We start from the raw sequence: 20,453 nt of genomic DNA, 5'->3' as shown, positions 1-20,453 counted from the left end.
TCAGGATCGCGCCACCGGGCATAGAATAATGACGCCCATCACAGTCGAGTTGGGGTGACCGGCATGGACGTGCTGGATGCGATCGTCGAGCAGCACCGGCGTCGGTCCAGGCTGGACGAGCGGTTACCAAGCCTCGACCGGGCGAAGGTGGCCGCCCTGCTGGCGTCGGCCGCAACGCCGACGACGTCGGCCGTCCGCGCCATTTGTGACGCGGACGGGGTGATCGCGCTGGCGTGGCCGGCGGTCGAGCACTACGACCCGGACAGCGACAAACTCGCCTACTACGAGCGTGACACCGGCACCACTTTCGGATTGACCATCCGGCAGACCGGTGGCCCGTGCCTTGCCGCGCTCAACGCCCTGCTGACGCAGATCGAGCAGGACTGGCGGGCGGCCGGGGCGACCGGGGCCAATCTGGTCTGGCCATGTCGCGAGATGAGCATTGACCAGCCTCTTGCGGCGCACGGCTTCGCCAAGGACGCCTGCATCGCCGTCAAGCCGATGGCGGAGCCGCGCCCGGCGGCCACCGGCCGCAGGCGATCGCTGAGCGCCCGGCTCGCGGTGCCCGACGATGAGCCGATGCTGCTCCGCCTCCAAGAGGCTGTTCTCGCAGCGCACATACCGGACAGCCCGTTCGCTCGACGGGTCCCGGCGGTCCGCGCCCGCTTTCATGATCGGCTGGCAGAGATGTGGGCCGGCCGGACACCGGCCGATGGGGCACCGCTCGTGGTGGTGGCGGAGGACCAGGGGCAGATCGTCGGCATGTCGGAGTGTTTCGTCAGACGGCACGACATCGCACTGGACATGCTGCTGCCGGATGGCTTATACGGCTACGTGAACACCTTCGGTGTGCTGCCGGAGCGGCGGGGCGGCGGGGCGGGCCGCTTCCTCGCCGACGCCGTCGAACGTGCACTGTCCCACTTTGACGTACGCGGCATCTACCTCTACTACAGCTACTACAACACAGCAGCGATGGCGTTCTGGTCGAAGGTGGGCTATTCGCCGCTGTGGCGTACCTACCAGTGTCGTCGACTGATCCCTTCCGCGAGATGAGGCACGACGCCACTCAGTGACAACCCGGTGCGGCGAGGCCGCGGCTGCGGACGCCGGTCACAGCCCTGGTCCTGTCCTGGGCGGCCGGTCCAGGCGGGGGCAGGTTGACCGGCGGCCGAAGGCCGGCGAGTCGGACGTAGAGCTCGCGTTTGGCGGTGGCGTTGCCGCGCCGGTCGATGACGTACCCGGTCAACCAGATCCAGCCGTCGTAGGCGTGCCGGTCGCTGACCGAGACGACCCGCAGGGTCAGTGCCCGACCTCCCGCGAACTGCACCGAGGCGCGACCGTCGATCCGGAGCAGGTCGCCGGGGGTCGGGCGGGCGGTCACCAGCGGCCCTGGTTCGGTGGTCGGCAGTGCCGGGCGTGCATGGACTGCCAGTCGCGCAGGGCCCGCTTGAGCCTCTCGTTCTCCTGGGCGACCGTACGGAACTGCCGGTGCAGGTCGGCCAGCTCGTCGGCGACCGTGGCCTGGAACTCGCGTACCTGATCAGCGTCGACCCCACGGCGGCGCGGGGCGAACGTGCGGGTGCGTACCTCGTGCGGGGTCAACCGGATCGGGTGACCGGTCCCGTAGGGCTGGCCACCTCGATACACCTGGGCCACGACGGTCCTTTCCGGGGCAGGCGGGAGCGCGGAGGGTCGGTGCGGTGGTGCGTGGAAGGGCGGGCCGTGCGTGGCCGGCGTCCGCACGGCCCGCCCGCTCGGCCGCCGCAGCCCCATTCGGCGGTACGACGACAGAGCAGCTCACTGGGTCGGGACGGGCACGCACACCCGCCCCGACCAGGGGGATGAGCCGAACTCGTTGCCACGCGAGGACCGGCTCGGCATCAACATAACCAGGGAACATAGGGAAGTCAAAGGACATTGTGTAGGTGTTTGAGTTGTGATCGAATTCGGGTTGCCACGCGAGGAGTGCCATGCCCGAATCAGCCGAGTACCTCCGCATTGCCGCAGACGTGATCGCCGACGTCAGGTCCGGCAAGCTCAAACCGGGCGATCGGCTGCCGTCGCTCGCGCAGACCCGTGCCGACTACGGCGTCAGCTACGGCACCGTGCAGATGGCCTACGTCCGACTCGAAGCCCTGCGGGTGATCCGGCGGCAGCAGGGCAAGGGTGTCTTCGTGACCGATCCGAAGACCTGGATGCGGGAGCCGTAGGTAGCGGCTCGGCGACGGAAACGGCCCTTACGGGTGCCCCGTCCCGTGAGCGGGACGACTAGAGTCGTCGCGTGGTCGACCGGAAGCTGCTCTTGTCGGACTTGCAGAAGCAGGTCAAGAACCTGGAGAAGGACCTGCGGGAGCAGGCCGAGACGGTCGAGGAGGTGCGCTCCCGGCTGCGTGGCGAATACGACCACGCGTTCAAGGTCGGGCGTACCGCCGCCACCTGGACAGCCTGGCGCGACGAGCGAGTCACGCAGGTCGCGGTCGCCTGGGTGCTCGGCACCGTCTTCGTCCGCTTCTGCGAGGACAACGGCCTGCTGCCCGACCCCTACCTCGCCGGGCCGGGGGACCGCCTGGTGCTGGCCGAGGAAGCCGAGGCCCAGTTCTTCCGCGACCGGCCGGAGGAAACCCTGCGCGGCTGGATGGAACAGGGCTTCGACGCCATCGCCAGCACCCAGGCCGGCAAGTCGCTCTTCGACAAGCGGCACAACCCGCTCTACCAGATCCCGCTCTCCCACGACGAGGCGAAGAACCTGATCGCCTTCTGGCGTCGACGCGGCGAAGCAGGCACCCTGCTGCACGACTTCACCGACCCGGAGTGGGACACCCGCTTCCTCGGCGACCTCTACCAGGACCTCTCCGAAGCCGCCCGCAAGACGTACGCCCTGCTCCAGACGCCGGAGTTCGTCGAGGAGTTCATCCTCGACCTGACGCTCACCCCGGCGATCGAAGAGTTCGGCCACGACGTGGTCAAGATGATCGATCCCACCTGCGGCTCCGGCCACTTCGTCCTCGGCGCGTTCCACCGGCTGCTGAAGGAGTGGGAGCAACACGCCCCCAACCGAGACCCCCACGAGCGGGTACGCCTCGCCCTCGACGCCGTCCACGGCGTAGACATCAACCCCTTCGCCGTAGCCATCGCCCGCTTCCGCCTCCTGGCAGCCGCCCTCCGCGCCAGCAACCTTAAAACCCTTGCTGACTCGGCTGGCTACACCTTCCCGATGCACCTCGCCGTCGGCGACTCGCTGCTCAAGCGCCGCCAGGACACACTGCCCGGCATCGATGCGGAGGCGGACGCGATGGTGGAGTTCACCTACGCGACCGAGAATTTACGCGAACATCCCGGCATACTCAGCCCCGGCACCTACCACGTCGTGGTGGGCAACCCGCCCTACATCACCGTCAAGGACAAGGTTCTCAACGACGCCTACCGCGAGATGTACCCGGCCTGCTCAGGCAAGTACGCCCTATCAGTGCCCTTCGCGCAGCGCTTCTTCCAGCTGGCCAAGCCCGGCGACGGCGATGGCAAGGGTGCCGGGCACGTCGGCCAAATCACCGCCAACTCGTTTATGAAGCGCGAGTTCGGCAAAAAGATGATCTCGAAACTGTTCGCGGTCGAGGTCAACCTGACCCACGTCATCGATACCTCGGGTGCCTACATCCCCGGCCACGGCACCCCGACTGTCATACTGATCGGCCGAAACGCCAACCGTGGCCGCGCTGGCACGATCCGCACGGTGATGGGTATTCGTGGTGAGCCAAGCACGCCTGTTGATCCGAGCCGAGGTGTGGTGTGGCAGGCCATCGTGTCACAGATTAACCGGCCTGGTTTGCAGACCGAGTGGATTAGCACCGCCGATACATCCCGGGCAAACCTTGCTTCTCACCCTTGGAGTCTATCGGGAGGCGGTGCAGACGAGGTCATGAATCTACTGGCTGCGGCACCGAGTTCACTCTCGCAAGCAGGTGCTGACATCGGAATGACGACTCTAACTCTGGAGGACGAGGCGTTTCTGGTGCCGAAGGATGCTGTCCGGCGGCTGGGAGTCGGCGTCGACGTCACGCCATTGATAAATGGCGACGAGGTGCGAGATTACCTCTTGGCGGCGCCTTTCTCAACCGTGATGCCATATGAGATTGACGGGTCTCAGCGAGGACTTCTTCCTGCAACCCTTCGTTATCTATGGAACATGCGCACGAACCTAGCGCGGCGGCTCTATTTCGGAAAGGTGCCGAGCGAGCGAGGACTTCGTTGGTATGACCTCGGGATGTACTTCGCCGGGCGACATCGGACGCCGTTGTCGATTACGTTTGCGTTTGTGGCGACGCACAACCATTTTGTGCTGGATCGGGGCGGGAAGGTTTTCAAGCAGTCGGCACCGGTGATCAAATTGGGAGAGGGGGCGTCGGAGGACGAACACCTGCGGCTGCTCGGGGTGCTCAACAGTTCGACCGCCTGCTTCTGGCTCAAGCAGGTCAGCCACAACAAGGGCAGCACCGTCGATTCCCGAGGAGCTAGGCAGACGACGATCCCCTGGGAGGACTTCTACGAGTTCACAGGTACCAAGTTGCAGGAGTTTCCGCTGCCTTCGGCGTACCCGTTGGAACTTGCTCGGGAGATTGATGGGCTGGCGCAGCGGCTTGCCACGGTGAGTCCGGCGGCGGTGGCGGGGTCTGGGGTGCCGACGCGGGAGCGGCTGGATGCCGCCGCCTACGAGTGGCACGCCACCCGGGGGCAGATGATCTGCTTGCAGGAGGAGTTGGACTGGCAGGTCTACTCGCTCTACGGGCTGCTGGACGAGGACCTGACCGCGCCGGAGAGCGTCCGGCCGCCGATGCTGTCGCTGGGGCAGCGGGCGTTCGAGATCGTCCTCGCGCGGAAGATGCGTGACGAGGGGCTGGAGACGCAGTGGTTCGCGCGGCACGGCTCAACACCGATCAATGAGCTGCCGGCGGGCTGGTCGGACGAGTACAAGGCGATCGTGCAGCGGCGGATCGAGCTGATCGAGGGCAACCGCAACATCGGGCTGATCGAGCGGCCGGAATGCAAACGGCGGTGGGCCACCGAGGGCTGGGACAAGATGCAGGCCAAGGCGCTGCGGGACTGGCTGCTGGACCGGTGCGAGACGCGGGAGCTGTGGTATCACCACGTCGACGGCCTGGAGCAGCCGCGTCCGCTGACAACCGCCCAGCTCGCCGACGAGCTGCGTCGCGACCCCGACGTGCTCGCTGTCGCCGAGTTGTACGCGCCCGGTCAGGATCTCGGCAAGGTGATCGCCGACCTGGTCGCCGACGAGCACGTGCCGCACCTGGCGGCGCTGCGCTACAAGGACTCCGGCCTGAGCAAGCGCGCCGACTGGGAGCAGGTGTGGGACCTGCAACGGGCCGAGGACGCGCTGCCCGACGAGGCGGCGAAGCGGGAGTTCCGCAAGCAGATCCCGGTGCCGCCGAAGTACACCTCGGCGGACTTCGCCAAGGCCAGCTACTGGAAGCATCGGGGCAAGCTCGACGTGCCCAAGGAACGTTTCGTGTCGTACCCGGCGGCCAGCCGCGACGGTGACCCGTCGCTGCTGGTCGGCTGGGCCGGCTGGGACCACCGCGAGCAGGCCCAGGCCCTCGCCACCCTGATCGTCGCCCGCGAGCAGGAGGACGGCTGGGCCACCGACCGGCTGCTTCCGCTGGTGGCGGGGCTGCGCGAGATCCTCCCCTGGGTACGCCAGTGGCACGGCGAGTTCGACGCGGAGTGGGGTTCTTCGCCGGCCGACATCTACGCCGGCTTCCTCGCCGAGACGACCAACCGCCTCCACCTCACCGACGAGGCGCTGACGTCGTGGCGCCCACCCAAGACCACCCGAGGCCGCAAGGCCAAGGTATGACGAGGGAAAACAACCAGGCCGACTGGTGGAGCACGGCGGACGTCAACGAGCTGACGGGTCTGCTGGCCGGGCGGATGCGCTCCAGGCTATGGCAGCACACCGAACCCGGTGAGTTGGCCGCATGGGTGTTCGACCCCCCGGAGCCGGCCTCGCTGCTGTCGGCACCGGCCCTCCTCGATGGTCACTGGCGCGACGGACTAGACGAGCGGCAGCAGTTGTCCTGGGCGCTCGCTGGGTGGGTTCTGCGGACGGCCGTACCGGAGGTGCGGGCAACGGCGGGCACTCACTGGCTGCTGTCCCACGTCCGGGAGGCGGGCCTGCGACGGCTGCGCTTGACGGTCGGTCCCGTGGCTTTCCTGCGGCTCAATGAACACGGTGACGAGGTGCGACTCAGGCTTGCCCTGGCACCCCTGCATGCCGCATTGCAGGCCGGTGCCCTGAGCGATGAGGAGTGGGAAGATCGGGGCATCGCGCTCCCGGAGGACACCACCAGGACGTACGAAGAGGAAAAGATCCTGGTCCGTTGCCCCGACGTGGAGACCACGCTCTGGCTGCTGAAGCAGTCGCCCGTCATGGTGGCCGCCCGGATGCTTGCCGCTCGGCTGTCGACCATGGGCTTTCCTTTTCATGAGGACTATCGTCCGGAGGTCGCGGCGCGGGCGTGGGTAGCCGCCGAGGATCTGCTCACCCGGGAGGTCACTGCGCCCGCTGCGGGCCGAGGCCCACTCGGCTTCGATCGGCCGTACCGCGCATCGGCTGTAGCTGCCGCTCTGCCCACCCAACGGTCGTTCGACGCGGACGCCTATCGCGCAGGGGTGAGCGAACACGACCGACTGTGCCGGGCGGTGATCGACCATTTGGAAAAGGGCGGCACGCAGGTGGGGACCGGGCTGCACGCCGTGCCCGTGGACCTGGCCTGGCGCACCGACAACGGACGACAGGTCATCGCCGAGGTGAAGAGCGTCCTGGACGGGAACGAGATCGAGCAGCTGCGGCTCGGCCTCGGCCAGATCCTCGAATATCGTCACCGTCTGGCAGCGTTGAATGTCCCGGTCACGGCGGTGCTTGTCGTTTCCCGACTTCCTGATCCGATCTGGCGGGGCATCTGCGCCGACAGCCGCGTCACGCTTGTCGCCATGGACTGTCCATCGTGGCCGGTGGAAATGGCAGCAGTCGCCGCCGCAGCGCAGTAGCCCGTCGGGGCTTTATCCGCGTTGGGCGTCAGGTATCAACTGGTTGTCGGGTAGCCGACGATATCGACGTGCGGGCATGAAACCTGTCGGAGTACACGGCAAGACTGGAGTTCGCTCGACTCAGGAGGCCCCTCATGCCGTACGTCAGGTCGCATGTCAGGAAGAACGGCGCACGGGTGCGGGCGCACTATCGCCGACGCCGTCCCGGTGCTGCCCGTCGCCGGCCTGCGGCCCGCCGGGCTGCCGGCCGCAGGAGCGCGGGCAGTGGCGGGCGCTACTTCCTGTGGGGCCTACCTGCCGTGGTGCTGGTCGCCATCGTCGTGGAATTTGTCCAGCGGCACCCGTACTGGGCGGCGTTTCTGGTGATCCTCCTCCTCGCGGCGGGCACTGCGGCGGCTGTCGCGGTGTCGCGGCATCGGGCCCGCGAGCGGGTCGAACAGGCCGAGCGGGACCGGACGATCGCCGTCACCGATGCGATGAGTGGAGCCGAGTTCGAGCAGTGGTTCGCTCGGATTCTCGAAGCCTCAGGGTTTCGAGATGTTCAGGTCCGTGGGGGCTCCGGTGACAGAGGAGCGGACATCACGGCACGCGCTTCCGACGGGAGGCGGGTGGTGGTGCAGTGTAAGCGGCACAGCCTCAACCACCGGGTCGGTAGTGCCGCGATTCAGCGCTTCGCGGGCACCTGTCGAGAGATTCACCAAGGCGAGATTTGCATGATCGTGACCAATGGATTCTTCACCGCAGGCGACGGGGTTCAGTTGGCCGGTCAACTCGGCATCACGCTGGTTGACCGGCGTGTCCTGGAGAAGTGGGCCTGGGCCGGAGCGCCGCCCACGGGTGTGATTCCACCCGGACCTATGGCCGTTCCGCGCTGGCCGCGTTGACCGGTGCTGGCGAACGGTCGCAGTCCCGGTGCAGGCGGGTGCTTCGGGGCTGTCCTGACGGAAATCTGACGCTGCGCCGTCTCGTGGGTGAGACCCGATAAGGTCACCTACGGCGTTGACATGGATTCATATTGTGACCGCGCGACGGTTCGCCTCGGGGGTGTGCGATGGCGCCGAGCAAGCGACAAGCCGTCCTGATCGGAGTCAACCAGTGCGGCTACGACGTGCAGCTTCCCGCGCTGCGGTTCGCCGAGAGTGACGCGCAGGATCTGCGGGCCGTGCTGCTCGACCAGGACTACGGCACGTTTCATGACGGCGACGTCAAGATGTTCATCGGGCCGAAGGCCACCTGGCGGGAGATCAAGGCGTATTTGCGGGAGATCGTTGTCGGGTCCGGACCGTCGGATGTGCTGCTGGTCTACTTCGCCGGCCACGCGCTGGTGCCGGAGTGGAACGACCAACTCGACGCTTACCTGGTTACCGCCGACCTGGACCCGGAGGTGCTGCCCCGGGAGCCGGACAACGGGTTGCGGATGTCGTTTCTCAAGCAGGACGTGTTCGAGGCGTTCGCCGGCACGTCGTTCCTGGTGCTCGACTGCTGCCAGGCAGGCATCTACGCCGACGCCGACCGGCGACACTTTGCGGCGATGCACACGTACCGGACCCAGGTCGACCGGCACAGCGCCCTGCTCGCGTGTCCCCGGGGCGGTGTGGCCCGGGAGAGTCCGGAGTACGGGCACGGTGTGCTGACCCATCACGTGCTGCGGGCGCTGCGCGGTGACGCGGCGGACGAGGGGCGCCGTGTGTCCTTCGCCCGGATGGCGGCCTTCGTGGCGGAACAGGGGATCGACCCGCCGCCCGCGCAGTGGGTGAAGACCTACGGTCCAGCCACGCCACTGACCCAGCCGCCCGTGTCCCGGCACGATCGGCAGGCGCTCAACACGCCGGCGAACCCTGGCATCATCCGTCCCTGCAAGAATCCGCTCGAAGACCACGGTAATTCGATCATGCAGTTGCTCGGCCGGATGTTTCGTGGCCTGAATCGACCGAGGTACCACGCCCAGCAGGGCGGCCCCGCCGAGCGGGTGGAACTGATCCGGTACGCCGTCGACGCGGATTCGGTGGCGGTGGTGGAGTTCATCGGCGACGACTTCCGGGTGATGGACAAGACGGCGCGGTTCGACCGGGACCTGTTCCGGCCGATGCTGGAGCTCGCCGCGGACGAAGCCGTGCAGTACCGCACCTCGATGCCGGGCCATGTGGTCTCCGACGGTGGCCGGCGACGGATGCTCTGCGTCCCGGTCAAGTACGTGGACGAGCGGGTCGTCGCCCTCGCCGTCGTCAACCCGGCCCCCGCGCAACTGGAGATGGGGGAGCCGCTCGCGGTGATCCTGCGCGCAGTGTGGGACTCCGACCCGGTCGACGATCCCGTCGAGTCGGAGATGACGGTGATGACCGCGCTGCGCATCGCGTTCGGACGCCTGCCCGCGCCGGTGTACGAGTACGCGTTCACCATCTACCAGAAGCTCATCGACTCCATGACCATGGTGTTCCAGCCGGTGGTGGAGCTGAGCAGGCACCCCGCTGGAGTCGGCGTGCACAGCTTCGAGGCGCTGGCCCGCCGCAACGAGCGGGAAATCAGCGCACCGCTCGCGGCGCTGCGCATGGCGTACGACTGGGGCGACCGCTTCATCATCGAACGTGACGCTCTGCTCGTGTCGAAGGCCATCCGGTCGTACGCCGAGGCCGCCGGTGCCGCCGGCTGGCAGGGCATCAAACCGCTGTCGGTGAACGTCGCGGTCCGCTCGCTGCTCCGCGACGCCTACCTGCAGCAGGTGAGCAAGGCGCTCGCTGAGGCGGACGTCAACCCCGGGACACTCACCCTGGAGATCTCCGAGCAGGATCCCATCGAGCCGGGGCCGGGCGAGGACTGGCCGCAGAAGCCGCTGGACTACTTCCATCGCAGACTTACCGCACTGGCCAAGAAGCTGCACATCAACTTCGCCGTCGACGACTTCGGGGTCGGACACGCATCACTGGCGCGGATGGCCGAACTACGGCTCACCCAGATCAAGGTGGACCGGGCTGTGCTGCACCACCCACTGGCCGTGGACGAGCTGCGGCTGGTGGCGCAGGTGGCGCGCTATGCCAGAGACCAGGGAGACGCGCCCCACCCGCGTGCCGTCGTGGTCGAGGGGTACGACGACGAGGCACCGGTCAGCCTGCGACAGATCTGGGATCTCGGCATTCACCACGTGCAGGGATACTTCTGCGGCGCGGTGGCCAGTGCCAGTCTGCATCCCTTGGACGGGGACATGCAGGAGCAGATCGCCTCGCGGATCAAAGGAGAACGATGAGCGTCGTCAGACTGCAACTGCCAGCCGAGGTGCTGGACGAGGTCGACCTGCCGTACGAGGGCATTCGTGGGGTAGGCGTCGTCATCACGCTGGCAGTGGAGGGGGTTGCCGTGATGGCCAATCTCGCCACCCTGGCTTCCGTGCAGCCGCAGCTGGGCGCGCTGGTCACCGCGATCAGAAACTGGCGGCTGCGCGACGAGCGGCAAGTGGTCGTGTTGACGGCCAAGGGGCCGGGCATCGACATTCGCTTGGACCTGCCGCGAAACGTGGACACCGCCATGCTGCTCGACTGCCTACAGCCGCTGTTCGACGGCCGAGAGTGAGATGTCCCTGCCGCTCTTGACCAGTGACAGTCTTCGGGTCACGTCCGTTCCGGATGGCGGAGCGTAAAGGTTGGGTTCTACAGCGGCGTGCCGATGCGAACAGCGAAGTTCCTCAGGTCGGGTAGCGCTTGCCGGCGATCTGCGTTGAGCAGGGCCACGGTGAGGTGCTGCGCCCATGGGCGGTACCGGACTTCCTGCGGCGCGATCCGCTCGGCGGCCAGCAGCGCTCGGAACGACTCCGTGTACGCCCCACGCCCGTGCAACGCCAGGGCATAGTCCTCCCAGTAGCGGGCGCGTCGCTCGACGGTGCCCAGCTGATCGGGGCGCAGTTCGCGGGCGTACTGCACAGCTGCTCCGAAGTCGTTGAGCACCCGGGCGACACTGATCCGGTAAAGCATCACGTCGACGTCAGCGAACTCGCCGCGGTCGCCATTGCGACGCCCCGCCTCGTCGGCCTCCTGCAGCAACTCCCGGGCGGTATCTCGACGATCCGTGAGCGCGGCCGTGTAGGCGGCCGTCGCCAACAGCCGGCCGTAGGCAGCAACCTGTTGAGGCGATCTGAGCCGGGTCGATTCGTCGAGGTCTTGCGCCGCGTCGATAAGTGTTTGCTGGGCCCGTTGCCCGTGACGGGTGCGTCGCAGCACGATCGCGGTCATGCGTGCCGTCTCGGCGTACAGCAATGGATCGTCGGCCTCCCGGGCCGCATGCCTGGCGCGGTCCATCGCTGACCAGGCCATTCCGTCCTCGTGCAGCTTGACCAGCACCTGAGTGGTCAGGTGATACGTCCGGGCGAGGGTGGCGGCGGCGCTTGGGCGTTGTCCCTCGGTCGTCAACGAGTGGCTGGCGGTTGCGGCCGAAACCAACTGTGGCAGCCGAGCTGAGAGCCTGGTGTAGCGACATGCGCGGAAATCGGACCAGGCATGGGTGAGCATGGTCCGCAGCCAGTCAGGGTCGATCGGGCGGTTCGGTGGCGGGCAGTGACCGAGGAGGATGTCCTCCAGGCTGGCAACTACCCGGTCGGGCGGGGTCGGGGCAGGCGTGCTTCCGGCGAGCGTCGAGCCGACCAGGCCGGCCAGTCCGCCGAGCACCTCACGCCGTCGCACCGAATCCTCTCCCACCTCGCGCCGCGCTGCTTTACCGCGCACCTTATCGATCGGCGGGGCGGATTGGTGGATTGCGGGGCCGTTCATGTCCGTGAGCCCGAAGAGTTCGGGTGGAATGTCGAAGATCGCTGCCAGTCGTCGCAGGACTGTGACGTCGGTCAGCCGCTGCCGGCCCCGCTCGATCCGGGACAACGTCGCCGCCGAGTAGCCGCACCGCTGACCGGCCTCAGCCAGGGTCAACCGCGCCGCGGTACGAGCGACACGCAGCAGCGTGCCGAAGTCGCCCACGGCAGCTGCCTGTCTGGCCTCCGGAAGCGCCGACCACTGGAGTTCGCCGCCCATGGCATCCCCCCGCCACATCCTCACCGTCGAATGTCCGCCGTGAATACCGCCTCACGCAAACATCTTTCGTTTGGTGCATGAACTGGAGCCCCTGGCGCCCCTCGTCTGCTGTTCTGGTCGTGGCGGTGAGGGTCGGGAGATGCTGATGGGCAGGGTGGATAAGGCCAAGGGGAATGAGTTGGCCGAGGCGGTCATCACTCGAACGCTTGTGACTGGCGCGATCGCGCTCGTCGTCCTGGTCGTACTCGCGCTGATCGGTGGCGAGGCGACGGCGACAGCCGCCGTTGCCGCTGTCGGCACGATCGTCGTCGCTCTCGTGCGGCTGGCAGGTAGCTGTCTCAACCGACCGAATCGGCCACGTTAAGGCAGCCCACCCTGCTGCGGTCCAAGGCGGCGACCAGCGGTCGCATGATGCCCTACCGTGTCAGGTAATCGCATGTCCACCCCATGATCGGCCGTTCCGTGTCCTCCTGCGGCCGACGGGATTCCATTTCTCGGTTAAACCAAGCGAGCCAAGGGTCTATCTGCCTCACAAGGTCGCGTGCCTGCGGCAAGGCCGCGGTCGTTCGTCGGTACGGTAGCGGCATGTCCTCGCCCGCCTCCGCTCCGCTGCTTCGCGACGTCATCGACATTCCTGAACGCACGAGCACAAGCGACTTCGTGCTCAAGCTCGCCGACAGCGTCGCCGACGCTGATGCGACCTTGCGTGACTATGTCATCACGGATCGACTGCTGGGGAACTTCGACGAAGCGCTCGGGCTGATCCGCTCCGCGGTCGAGGGGCAGGCCTCCAAGGCCGCGTACCTGCACGGTTCCTTCGGTTCCGGCAAGTCGCACTTCATGGCGGTGCTGCACGCGTTGCTGCGCGGCGAACCCGCCGCCCGGGGCCGAGACGAGCTGGCTCCGCTAGTCGCCAAGCACAGCGTCTGGCTGGACGGCCGGCGATTCCTGCTCATTCCGTACCACCTGCTCGACGCTCGCTCGCTGGAGCAGCGGGTGCTCGGCGGCTACGTCGACCGGGTGCGCGTGCTGCATCCGGAGGCGCCCATCCCGGCGGTGCACCGCACCGACGCGCTGCTGGAGCAGGCTGCCTCACTGCGCGAGAAGATCGGCGATGGCCAGTTCATCGCCGGGCTGCCCGGTGGCGACGTCGAGGACGAGTGGGGTGAGAGCGAGAGGTTCTGGACGCCGGAACGGTTGGACGAGGCGTTCGCCGGTGCGTACTCCGACGAACTGCGCCGCAAGTTGGTCAACGACCTGTTGACCAGCTGGAACAAGGGTTTCTTCAGCAACGCTCGGGAGGACGCTGAGGCGTTCGTCTCGCTCGACCGTGGCCTGACCGAGATCAGTCGGCACGCCAAGGAACTCGGCTACCACGGCTTGATCCTCTTCCTCGACGAGTTGATTCTCTGGCTGGCCAACTCCATCGGTGACCAGCAGTTCGTGTCCCGGGAGATCCAGAAGATCACCAACTTCGTCGAGGGCGGTGACACCCGCCGTCCAATCCCGGTGATCAGTTTCATCGCCCGCCAGCGTGACCTGCGCGAGCTGGTCGGCGAGGAGGTCGTCGGCGCCAACGAGCTGAGCTACCAGGACACCCTCAACCTGGCCAGCGGTCGGTTCGACGTGATCAAGCTTGAGGACCGCAACCTTCCGGAGATCGCCCGCCGCCGTCTGCTCAAGCCGCGTACCACCGAGGCCGGCGAGGCGATTTCGCGGGCCTTCGACGCCACCACGAAGGTGCGCCGGGAGGTCTTCGACACCCTGCTCGGCACCGACTCGGGCAGCGGTGCCGACATCGACGCCTTCCGGTCAACGTACCCGTTCAGCCCCGCGTTTCTCTCGACGCTGGTGCACGTCTCCAGCGCCTTGCAACGCTCCCGGACCGCGCTGAAGCTGATGCGACAGCTCCTGGTCGACCGGCGCGACACCTTGCGTCTCGGGCAACTCGTCCCGCTCGGGGATCTCTACGACGTGATCAGTGGAGGTGGTGATCAGCCCTTCACCGAGAAACTCAAGGCCGAGTTCGAGATGGCTCAGAAGCTGTACGACCTCAAGCTGCGCCCGTACCTGCTCAGCCGGTACGGGCTCACCGAGGACGACCTCGACGCGGTCCGACGGGGTGATCAACCGGCCGGCGACGTGGCCGGGCGGCTTCGCGCCTTCACCGGCGACGACCGTCTGATCAAGACGCTGCTGCTCGCCGCTCTCGCCCCCAGCGTGCCGGCGCTGCGTAACCTCACCGCCCGTCGACTCTCCGCGCTCAACCACGGCAGCATCACCAGCCCGATTCCCGGCGGTGAGGTGGCTCAGGTAGCGCGTAAGGTCGCCGACTGGGCCGGCCAGTTCGCCGAGATCCGCATCGGTGAGGGTGACGATCCGGTGGTGTCGCTGGAACTTGTCGGTGTGGATGTCGACAGCGTGCTCGCCACCGCCAAGCACTACGACAACGAAGGCGCCCGCAAACACCTTGTCCAACGGCTGCTGTGGCAGCAACTCGGCGTGGCCTGGACCGACTCGTTCTTTGCCGAGGCCGGGTTGACCTGGCGAGGCAGCCGTCGCGCGATCGAGCTGGTCTACGGCAACGTCCGCGACCCGAACGACATCCGCGACGAGGCGTTCCATCCGAGTGCCCGGGACGGTTGGCGGATAATCGTCGACTACCCGTTCGACGACGGCAGTCACGGGCCGGCCGATGACCGGCAACGGGTGCAGGACCTTACCTCCCGCATGCACGCCCAGACCGTCTGCTGGATCCCCGCGGCATTGACCGTGGAACGCCGGAACGAGTTGGGCAAGCTCGTCATCATCGACAAGCTGCTCGAGGGGCAGCGCTTCGACAGCCACGCTGAACATCTCAACCCGGACGACCGGCGGCGGGCGCACGCCGCCCTGACCAATCAGCGCAGCGCGTTGCTGGCCAAGATGCACGGAGTGCTGCGCCAGGCGTACGGGCTGGCCGCGAAGCAGCCGACGGACGTGCAGCTCGGCTTCGATGACCACCTGCAGTCGTTGACCCGGGCGTTGGAGCCGAAACTGCCGATGGGCGCCACCTTCAACGATGCGCTGCGCAGCATCGGCGACCAGATGCTCACCCACCAGTATCCGGCCCATCCCGACTTCGACCCGGACCGTAAGGGCGACCCGGTGCGACCGCCGGACGTCAAGACCGTCTTCGGGTACGTCCAGCGGGCGGTCGAGTCGCCCGAAGGGCGGGTGGAGGTCGACCGGGCACACCGGTTGACGATGCGCCGGATCGCCAACCCGCTGCGGCTCGGCACGATGCACGAGGCGGCCTTCGTCGCCGAGGGGGAGTGGGTCCAGCACTTTCAGCAGAAGGCGGCAAGCGAGGGCATCACCGGTGAGCTGCGGGTCGCCGACCTGCTGCGCTGGATCGACGAGCCGAAGCCGCGTGGCCTCGACCCGATCGTCGCTCAACTCGTCGTGGCGACCTTCGCCGAGCAGACCGACCGGGCCTTCCACCTGCATGGCAGCCAGGTCACCCCGGCACCCGAGCCGGGCCGGATCACCTCCGAGTACACGTTGCGGGAGGAGAGCCTGCCCAGCGAAGAGGACTGGAAGTCCGCCCACGCTCGCGCCGTGGCGATCTTCGGTCTCCGGCCACTGGACCTGCGTCGAGGCCGTCTCGTCGCGATCTTCGGCCGGGACCTGGTCACCGAGGCGAACCGGCACCGCGTCGCCGCCCACCAACTCGCCAGCCAGCTCGACGCACACGCCGACCAACTGCGGCTCGACCGGGAAACGGGTCGCCTCGCCACCGCGCGCGCGGCCGCCGACCTGCTCGACGCACTGACTACCGGACGCTCAGCGAAGGAGACGGTCGAACGGCTGGCGCAGGCCGAACTCGCCGGACCTGCCGACCGTACCGGCAGGAGCATCAGCAGCGCCGCTCAGGTGACCGCCGCACTCGCCGCCGCGCCCTGGGACACCTTCGAGATCATCGCCGGGCTGCCCGCTCCCTACGCAGCTCGTGGTGCGGCGATTCTGACCGAACTCCGTCGGGCCGCGCAGGCCGACGAACTGACCACACAGCTGTTGCCGGCTTTGAAGCGGGCGCAGAATGACGCCACCGCGTTGCTGCGCGAGGCCACCGGAGGTGGCGGGGGTAGCCGGGCGGGCACCGGCTTGGGTGGTGGTGCGGAGGCCGGCACGGGCGGCGGCTCCGGCGCCGCGACGGCGGGTACGCCGACGACCGCCGGGGGTAGCCGACGTACGCAAGTGAACGGAATCGACGAGGTGCTGGCCGACCTACGCAGGTTCGCCGAGGCCCATGGCGACGCGACTATCGAGGTGAGCTGGAGAGTGGTGTCGTGACGTCGGCAACCGCGCCCACTCACGCGTTGCGGATCAATCCTGTCGCGCTAAGCCAGAAGGTGGCGCAGCAACTCGACCGGCACGGCAACGGTGACGCGTACCCGGCCATGGTCGTTGCCGCGGAACCCACCTGGTCCCACGATCCGGTGTTGGCTCTGCCGGACGGACGACAAGCTCGGATCGTGCCGTGCGTCTCGCTACTCGCTATCTGGGATCACCTCGTCGCCGACCGTGGTGATGAGGTGCTGGTGCTGCTCACGGACATCCCGGAAACAAGCCTGGGACACGGGGTGCGCAGTCGCGTTTTCCGTCAGCGTGTCATCACTGTCGAACCATGGGATCTGGTTGTTGACGCCTTCGGCGCGCAGGTGCCCGATGCCGCACTTGAATCGGAACGGTGGGCCGGGCCGGCGCTGCTGGACGCGATGCCACCGGCTGGCTGGCCGCGACTGGCCACCACCGTCCTCACCCGCGAGGTGGCGCTGCGGCACCTTGCCGCTGTTCGTCTCGGTCTCGACCGACGAGGACACGGGCCCGACGACCTCGACGTGACCACGCTGCTGCGGTGGAGCGCCGAGCCGGGTGCGGTCGAGGCGTTTACTCTGCTCCGGGCGGAGGAGCGCACCGGCCTCGCGTCCTGGCTGGTCGAGAGGTTCGGCGGGCCGGCCCGTGCGCTCTTCGCGCTCGTCGACGCCGGCCGTGGCAGCGACGCGCTGCCACTGGGCCTGCTCTGCGAAGCGCTCTGGAGCAATCAGATGCCCGAGGCGGTACGGGCACAGGGGCGCGTCGACCAGTACTTCGGCGGTCTACAGGACGACGCCGCGATCCGCGGACTTGCCCAAGCGGCGGTGCAGATGGTCGGCGCGATGCTGACCGACCGGGACAACGGGGTCCGGCGGCAGGGCCACGCGCTGCTCGATCGGGCCGAGCAACTGGTCGTCCAGTTCAAAGCGGCAGGTAGCGTCGATCACAGCCCGATCCTGCGGACCGGCTTCACCCGGCGGCTCACCACGGCGGCACAGGCACTGACAGTAGGCCGTTCGGGCACCGCCTTGAACGTGGCCGTTGACGAGCTTGCCGAACACCGCTTGGCGCAGGTGGAGGCGGAGCGGGTACTCCGGGTCAGGATGGCGCAGCGACTCGTCCGGTGGCTCGGTACCGAGGTCGAGGCCCCGGCGAGCGTCGCCGACGGGCTGCGGCGGCAGATCGGCCAATGGGGCTGGGTCGACCGGGCACTGAACCACGTCTGGGCGGGTGAGGATGCGCACCCGGAGCTTCAGCGCGCCTTCCGGACGGTGTTCGACCGAGCGCAGCAACGACGACGAGAGCTCGACCGTGCTTTCGCCAATCGGCTCGCCGCGTGGGCCGCCGCCGGCCCCGGCAACGACGGTGACCTGCTGACCGTGGAAAACCTGCTCCCACGGGTCGTCGACCCGCTGATCCGAGCCGAGCGGCCGGTACTGCTCGTGGTGCTCGACGGGATGAGCGCCGCCGTGGCCGTCGAGTTGGCCGAGGAGCTGTCCCAGCACTGGGTCGAGTACGACCCGCTCGCCGGCGCGGGCACCGGGCAACGCCGTGCGCTGGTCGCGGCGCTGCCCACTCTGACGGCGGTGTCCCGTACCTCCCTGTTCGCCGGAGCTTTGCGTGCCGGCACGCAGGCCACCGAGCGGCAGATGTTCGCGCAGGGACGGTGGGGCCCCGGAGCATGCGTCTTCCACAAGGGACCCTCCCGTGGCGGGGCCGGGGAGGCTTTCGCCGGTGAGCTCGCCGAGGCGATGGCCGACCCGGGACGCCTGGTCGCCGTCGTGATCAACACAGTGGACGAGTCGCTGGCCAATGGCCGCGAAGGTGACGAGGCCGGCTGGCAACTCAGCGATCTTGGCTTTCTGCGCAGCCTGCTCGATCTTGCCCGGTCATCCGGCCGCGCGGTCCTCATCACCAGCGACCACGGGCATGTCCTCGAACACGGCGGCGAGCACGTGAAGACGGACGACGCGGCCTCGGCCCGGCACCGCACCGGCCCGAGCCCGGCCGGGTCAGGAGAGGTGGAACTGAGGGGGCCGCGAGTGGTCGCCGACGGGCAGCGGATCGTCGCTCTCTGGGATCCGTCGTTGCGCTACCGGCCCAGCAGGGCCGGCTACCACGGTGGTGCCGCGCTCGCGGAAGTCACCATCCCGCTGCTGGCCTATCTGGTGCCGAACGTGGCAGACGTGCCGAGGGGATGGGCACCGGTGCAGGAGCGTCCCCCCGAGTGGTGGGAAGCGCAACTCCCGGAGACTCCTGCCGACGCGGTGTCGGTCCCACCGCCAGCATCCAGGCCCCGCAGGAAGGCCCCGGTGGTGGTCGGTGAGGCGTTGTTCGACGTGCCTCAGCAGACGCCGGCCTCTACCGCGAGACCGGCTGCCGTCGACCTGGTTGCGGCGTTGCTCGCCACCGAGCTGTTCCAGGCACAGCATGCGCTGACCCCACGCCGCGTCGATCCGGGAAAGATCGAGGCGGCGGTCCGGGCACTGGTCGAGGCCAAGGGTGTGCTGTCGACGGCGGTCCTGGCGCAGCGGGCCGGTGAGCTACCGGCTCGGGCAGGCGGCTTCGTCATCACCCTGCAGCGTATCTTCAACGTGGACAACTATCCGGTGCTGTCGCAGATTGACGACGGGCGCAGCGTCCGGCTGGACATCGCGCTGTTGCGTACCCAGTTCGGCCTTCCGGCAGGTGCCGCGTGAGCGACGTCAGTCCGGTACGGCGGCGGCAGGTCATCGACGCGCTGCGTCGTGGTGCCGTTCCCGCAGCCGGCCTTGACCTCCTGGCCGTCGGGTTGGACCGGTTCGTGACCGCGGTGGGGGAGGACCTGAGCGTTGTCGCCGCTGGCGGCTCGGTGTTCAAGGCGATCCGCGGTGAGTACGGCTCCGGCAAGACCTTCTTCACCCGCTGGATCGCGGAGCAGGCGAAACGGGCCAACTTCGCCACCGCCGAGGTGCAGATCTCGGAGAACGAGACGCCGCTGCACAAACTGGAGACCGTCTACCGACGGTTGACCGAGCGGCTCAGCACCGCCACGTTTCCGCCGAGTGCGTTGCGGGCGGTGGTCGACGGATGGTTCTACGCCTTGGAAGAGGACGTCCTCGCTGCCGGTGCGGTCGCGGCGGAGGACGCTGGCGCCCTCGACAAGGCCGTGGATGCTCTGCTGGACCAACGGTTGGCCATGGTCAGCCGTAGCGCCCCCGCCTTTGCCGCCGCGCTCCGCGGCTATCGTGCCGCCGCACTCGGAGGCGATCCGGCCACCGCTGACGCGGTGCTGGCCTGGCTCGGCGGCCAGCCACATGTCGCAGCCTCCGCCCGACGGGTGGCCGGCGTGCGCGGCGATCTCGACCACTTCGCGGCGCTCAGCTTTCTACAGGGTCTGCTCGCGGTGTTGCGTGACAGCGGTCATCCCGGTCTGTTGCTGGTGCTCGACGAGGTCGAAACGCTCCAACGGGTTCGCTCCGACGCCCGTGACAAGGCCCTCAACGCACTGCGACAGTTGATCGACGAGGTGTACTCCGGCCGCTTTCCTGGGCTGTACCTGGTGATCACCGGAACCCCTGCTTTCTACGAAGGGCCGCAGGGGGCGCAGCGGCTCGCCCCGCTGGCCCAGCGGCTCGCGGTGGACTTCACCACCGACGCGCGGTTCGACAACCCACGCGCGGTGCAGATCCGGCTCGCCGGCTTCACCGTCGACTCCCTCGTCGAGCTGGGCACCCGGGTTCGGGACCTGTACGCCGACGGGTCGGCAGTACCGCATCGGGTCCGGGCCGTCGTCGACGATGACTACCTTCGGGAGCTGGCGCAGGCCGTTGCGGGCGGGCTCGGCGGCAAGGTTGGGGTGGCTCCTCGCCTGTTCGTCAAGAAGCTGGTGGGGGAGGTGCTCGACCGAGTCGACCAGTTCACCGATTTTGACCCTCGGCAGCATTACGCACTCACCCTGACCGTCGCCGAGATGACCGACGTGGAACGCAACGCGACCAGGGCTGACGAGATTTCACTCGATCTGTAGGCGAGAATCAGATC

The 20,453-nt window shown here is 67.9% G+C and carries 14 protein-coding genes; 11 read left to right on the top strand and 3 right to left on the bottom strand.

Annotated features, from left to right (window positions below):
* The first annotated feature begins 147 nt into the window (after window positions 1–147).
* Entirely contained in the window at window positions 148–1,053 is a 906-nt protein-coding gene (locus Vse01_RS03455; RefSeq protein WP_170863351.1) for a GNAT family N-acetyltransferase, read from the top strand.
* A gap of 13 nt (window positions 1,054–1,066) precedes the next feature.
* On the opposite strand, the gene Vse01_RS03450 is transcribed toward Vse01_RS03455, so the two are convergent.
* Together Vse01_RS03450 and Vse01_RS03445 are read right to left on the bottom strand one after the other, a co-directional pair.
* A complete protein-coding gene (locus tag Vse01_RS03450; RefSeq protein WP_232511125.1) occupies window positions 1,067–1,381 on the bottom strand; it encodes a hypothetical protein in 315 nt (104 codons plus the stop codon).
* Window positions 1,378–1,656 carry a DivIVA domain-containing protein gene (locus Vse01_RS03445; protein WP_232511126.1) on the bottom strand — a complete coding sequence of 93 codons (279 nt, stop codon included), beginning with the start codon at window positions 1,654–1,656 and terminating at the stop codon, window positions 1,378–1,380. The genes Vse01_RS03450 and Vse01_RS03445 overlap by 4 nt, the downstream gene beginning before the upstream one ends.
* A 314-nt stretch (window positions 1,657–1,970) precedes the next feature.
* Between Vse01_RS03445 and Vse01_RS03440 the strand changes: the two genes are divergently transcribed.
* From Vse01_RS03440 to Vse01_RS03415, 6 genes are all read left to right on the top strand, one after another.
* The gene (locus tag Vse01_RS03440) at window positions 1,971–2,210 is read left to right on the top strand and encodes a winged helix-turn-helix domain-containing protein (RefSeq protein ID WP_093402589.1); all 240 of its coding nucleotides are present in this window, start codon (window positions 1,971–1,973) and stop codon (window positions 2,208–2,210) included.
* Window positions 2,211–2,281: 71 nt separating this feature from the next.
* Window positions 2,282–5,869, top strand: a complete 3,588-nt coding sequence (pglX, locus tag Vse01_RS03435; RefSeq protein ID WP_093402590.1) for a BREX-2 system adenine-specific DNA-methyltransferase PglX — start codon at window positions 2,282–2,284, stop codon at window positions 5,867–5,869.
* On the top strand, window positions 5,824–7,062 hold the full coding sequence (locus tag Vse01_RS03430) for a hypothetical protein (protein ID WP_139233105.1): 1,239 nt from the start codon (window positions 5,824–5,826) through the stop codon (window positions 7,060–7,062). Before pglX ends, Vse01_RS03430 begins: the two co-directional genes overlap by 46 nt.
* Window positions 7,063–7,361: 299 nt before the next feature.
* Window positions 7,362–7,946, top strand: a complete 585-nt coding sequence (locus Vse01_RS03425; RefSeq protein ID WP_139233106.1) for a restriction endonuclease — start codon at window positions 7,362–7,364, stop codon at window positions 7,944–7,946.
* Window positions 7,947–8,113: 167 nt separating this feature from the next.
* On the top strand, window positions 8,114–10,303 hold the full coding sequence (locus Vse01_RS03420; RefSeq protein WP_093402593.1) for an EAL domain-containing protein: 2,190 nt from the start codon (window positions 8,114–8,116) through the stop codon (window positions 10,301–10,303).
* Window positions 10,300–10,626, top strand: a complete 327-nt coding sequence (locus Vse01_RS03415) for a hypothetical protein (protein ID WP_093402594.1) — start codon at window positions 10,300–10,302, stop codon at window positions 10,624–10,626. The genes Vse01_RS03420 and Vse01_RS03415 overlap by 4 nt, the downstream gene beginning before the upstream one ends.
* Window positions 10,627–10,703: 77 nt before the next feature.
* Here Vse01_RS03415 and Vse01_RS03410 read toward each other — a convergent pair whose 3' ends face one another.
* Window positions 10,704–12,071: a helix-turn-helix domain-containing protein gene (locus Vse01_RS03410; protein WP_170863352.1), complete on the bottom strand. Its 1,368-nt coding sequence runs from the start codon at window positions 12,069–12,071 to the stop codon at window positions 10,704–10,706.
* A gap of 73 nt (window positions 12,072–12,144) precedes the next feature.
* On the opposite strand from Vse01_RS03410, the gene Vse01_RS03405 reads away from it, so the two are divergent.
* The 4 genes from Vse01_RS03405 (at window position 12,145) to brxD (ending at window position 20,439) form a co-directional block, all read left to right on the top strand.
* A complete protein-coding gene (locus tag Vse01_RS03405) occupies window positions 12,145–12,435 on the top strand; it encodes a hypothetical protein (RefSeq protein ID WP_139233107.1) in 291 nt (96 codons plus the stop codon).
* 221 nt (window positions 12,436–12,656) lie between these two features.
* Complete coding sequence (gene pglY, locus Vse01_RS03400; protein WP_093402597.1) at window positions 12,657–16,406, top strand: BREX-2 system ATPase PglY; 3,750 nt, start codon at window positions 12,657–12,659, stop codon at window positions 16,404–16,406.
* The gene (pglZ, locus tag Vse01_RS03395; protein WP_139233108.1) at window positions 16,403–19,129 is read left to right on the top strand and encodes a BREX-2 system phosphatase PglZ; all 2,727 of its coding nucleotides are present in this window, start codon (window positions 16,403–16,405) and stop codon (window positions 19,127–19,129) included. The genes pglY and pglZ overlap by 4 nt, the downstream gene beginning before the upstream one ends.
* Entirely contained in the window at window positions 19,126–20,439 is a 1,314-nt protein-coding gene (gene brxD, locus Vse01_RS03390; RefSeq protein ID WP_093402599.1) for a BREX system ATP-binding protein BrxD, read from the top strand. The genes pglZ and brxD overlap by 4 nt, the downstream gene beginning before the upstream one ends.
* The last annotated feature ends 14 nt before the right edge of the window (window positions 20,440–20,453 follow it).

Source organism: Micromonospora sediminimaris (genome assembly GCF_016863575.1).
Classification (GTDB): Bacteria; Actinomycetota; Actinomycetes; order Mycobacteriales; family Micromonosporaceae; genus Micromonospora; species Micromonospora sediminimaris.
This window is presented reverse-complemented; position numbering and strand designations above follow the sequence as displayed.

What these genes read in the sequence shown, in the direction of transcription:
- Vse01_RS03440 (WP_093402589.1), top strand. Translation starts at nt 1,971, where the DNA reads ATGCCCGAATCAGCCGAGTACCTCCGCATTGCCGCAGACGTGATCGCC.
- Vse01_RS03420 (WP_093402593.1), top strand. Translation starts at nt 8,114, where the DNA reads ATGGCGCCGAGCAAGCGACAAGCCGTCCTGATCGGAGTCAACCAGTGC.
- Vse01_RS03415 (WP_093402594.1), top strand. Translation starts at nt 10,300, where the DNA reads ATGAGCGTCGTCAGACTGCAACTGCCAGCCGAGGTGCTGGACGAGGTC.
- Vse01_RS03410 (WP_170863352.1), bottom strand. Translation starts at nt 12,071, where the DNA reads ATGGGCGGCGAACTCCAGTGGTCGGCGCTTCCGGAGGCCAGACAGGCA.
- pglY (WP_093402597.1), top strand. Translation starts at nt 12,657, where the DNA reads ATGTCCTCGCCCGCCTCCGCTCCGCTGCTTCGCGACGTCATCGACATT.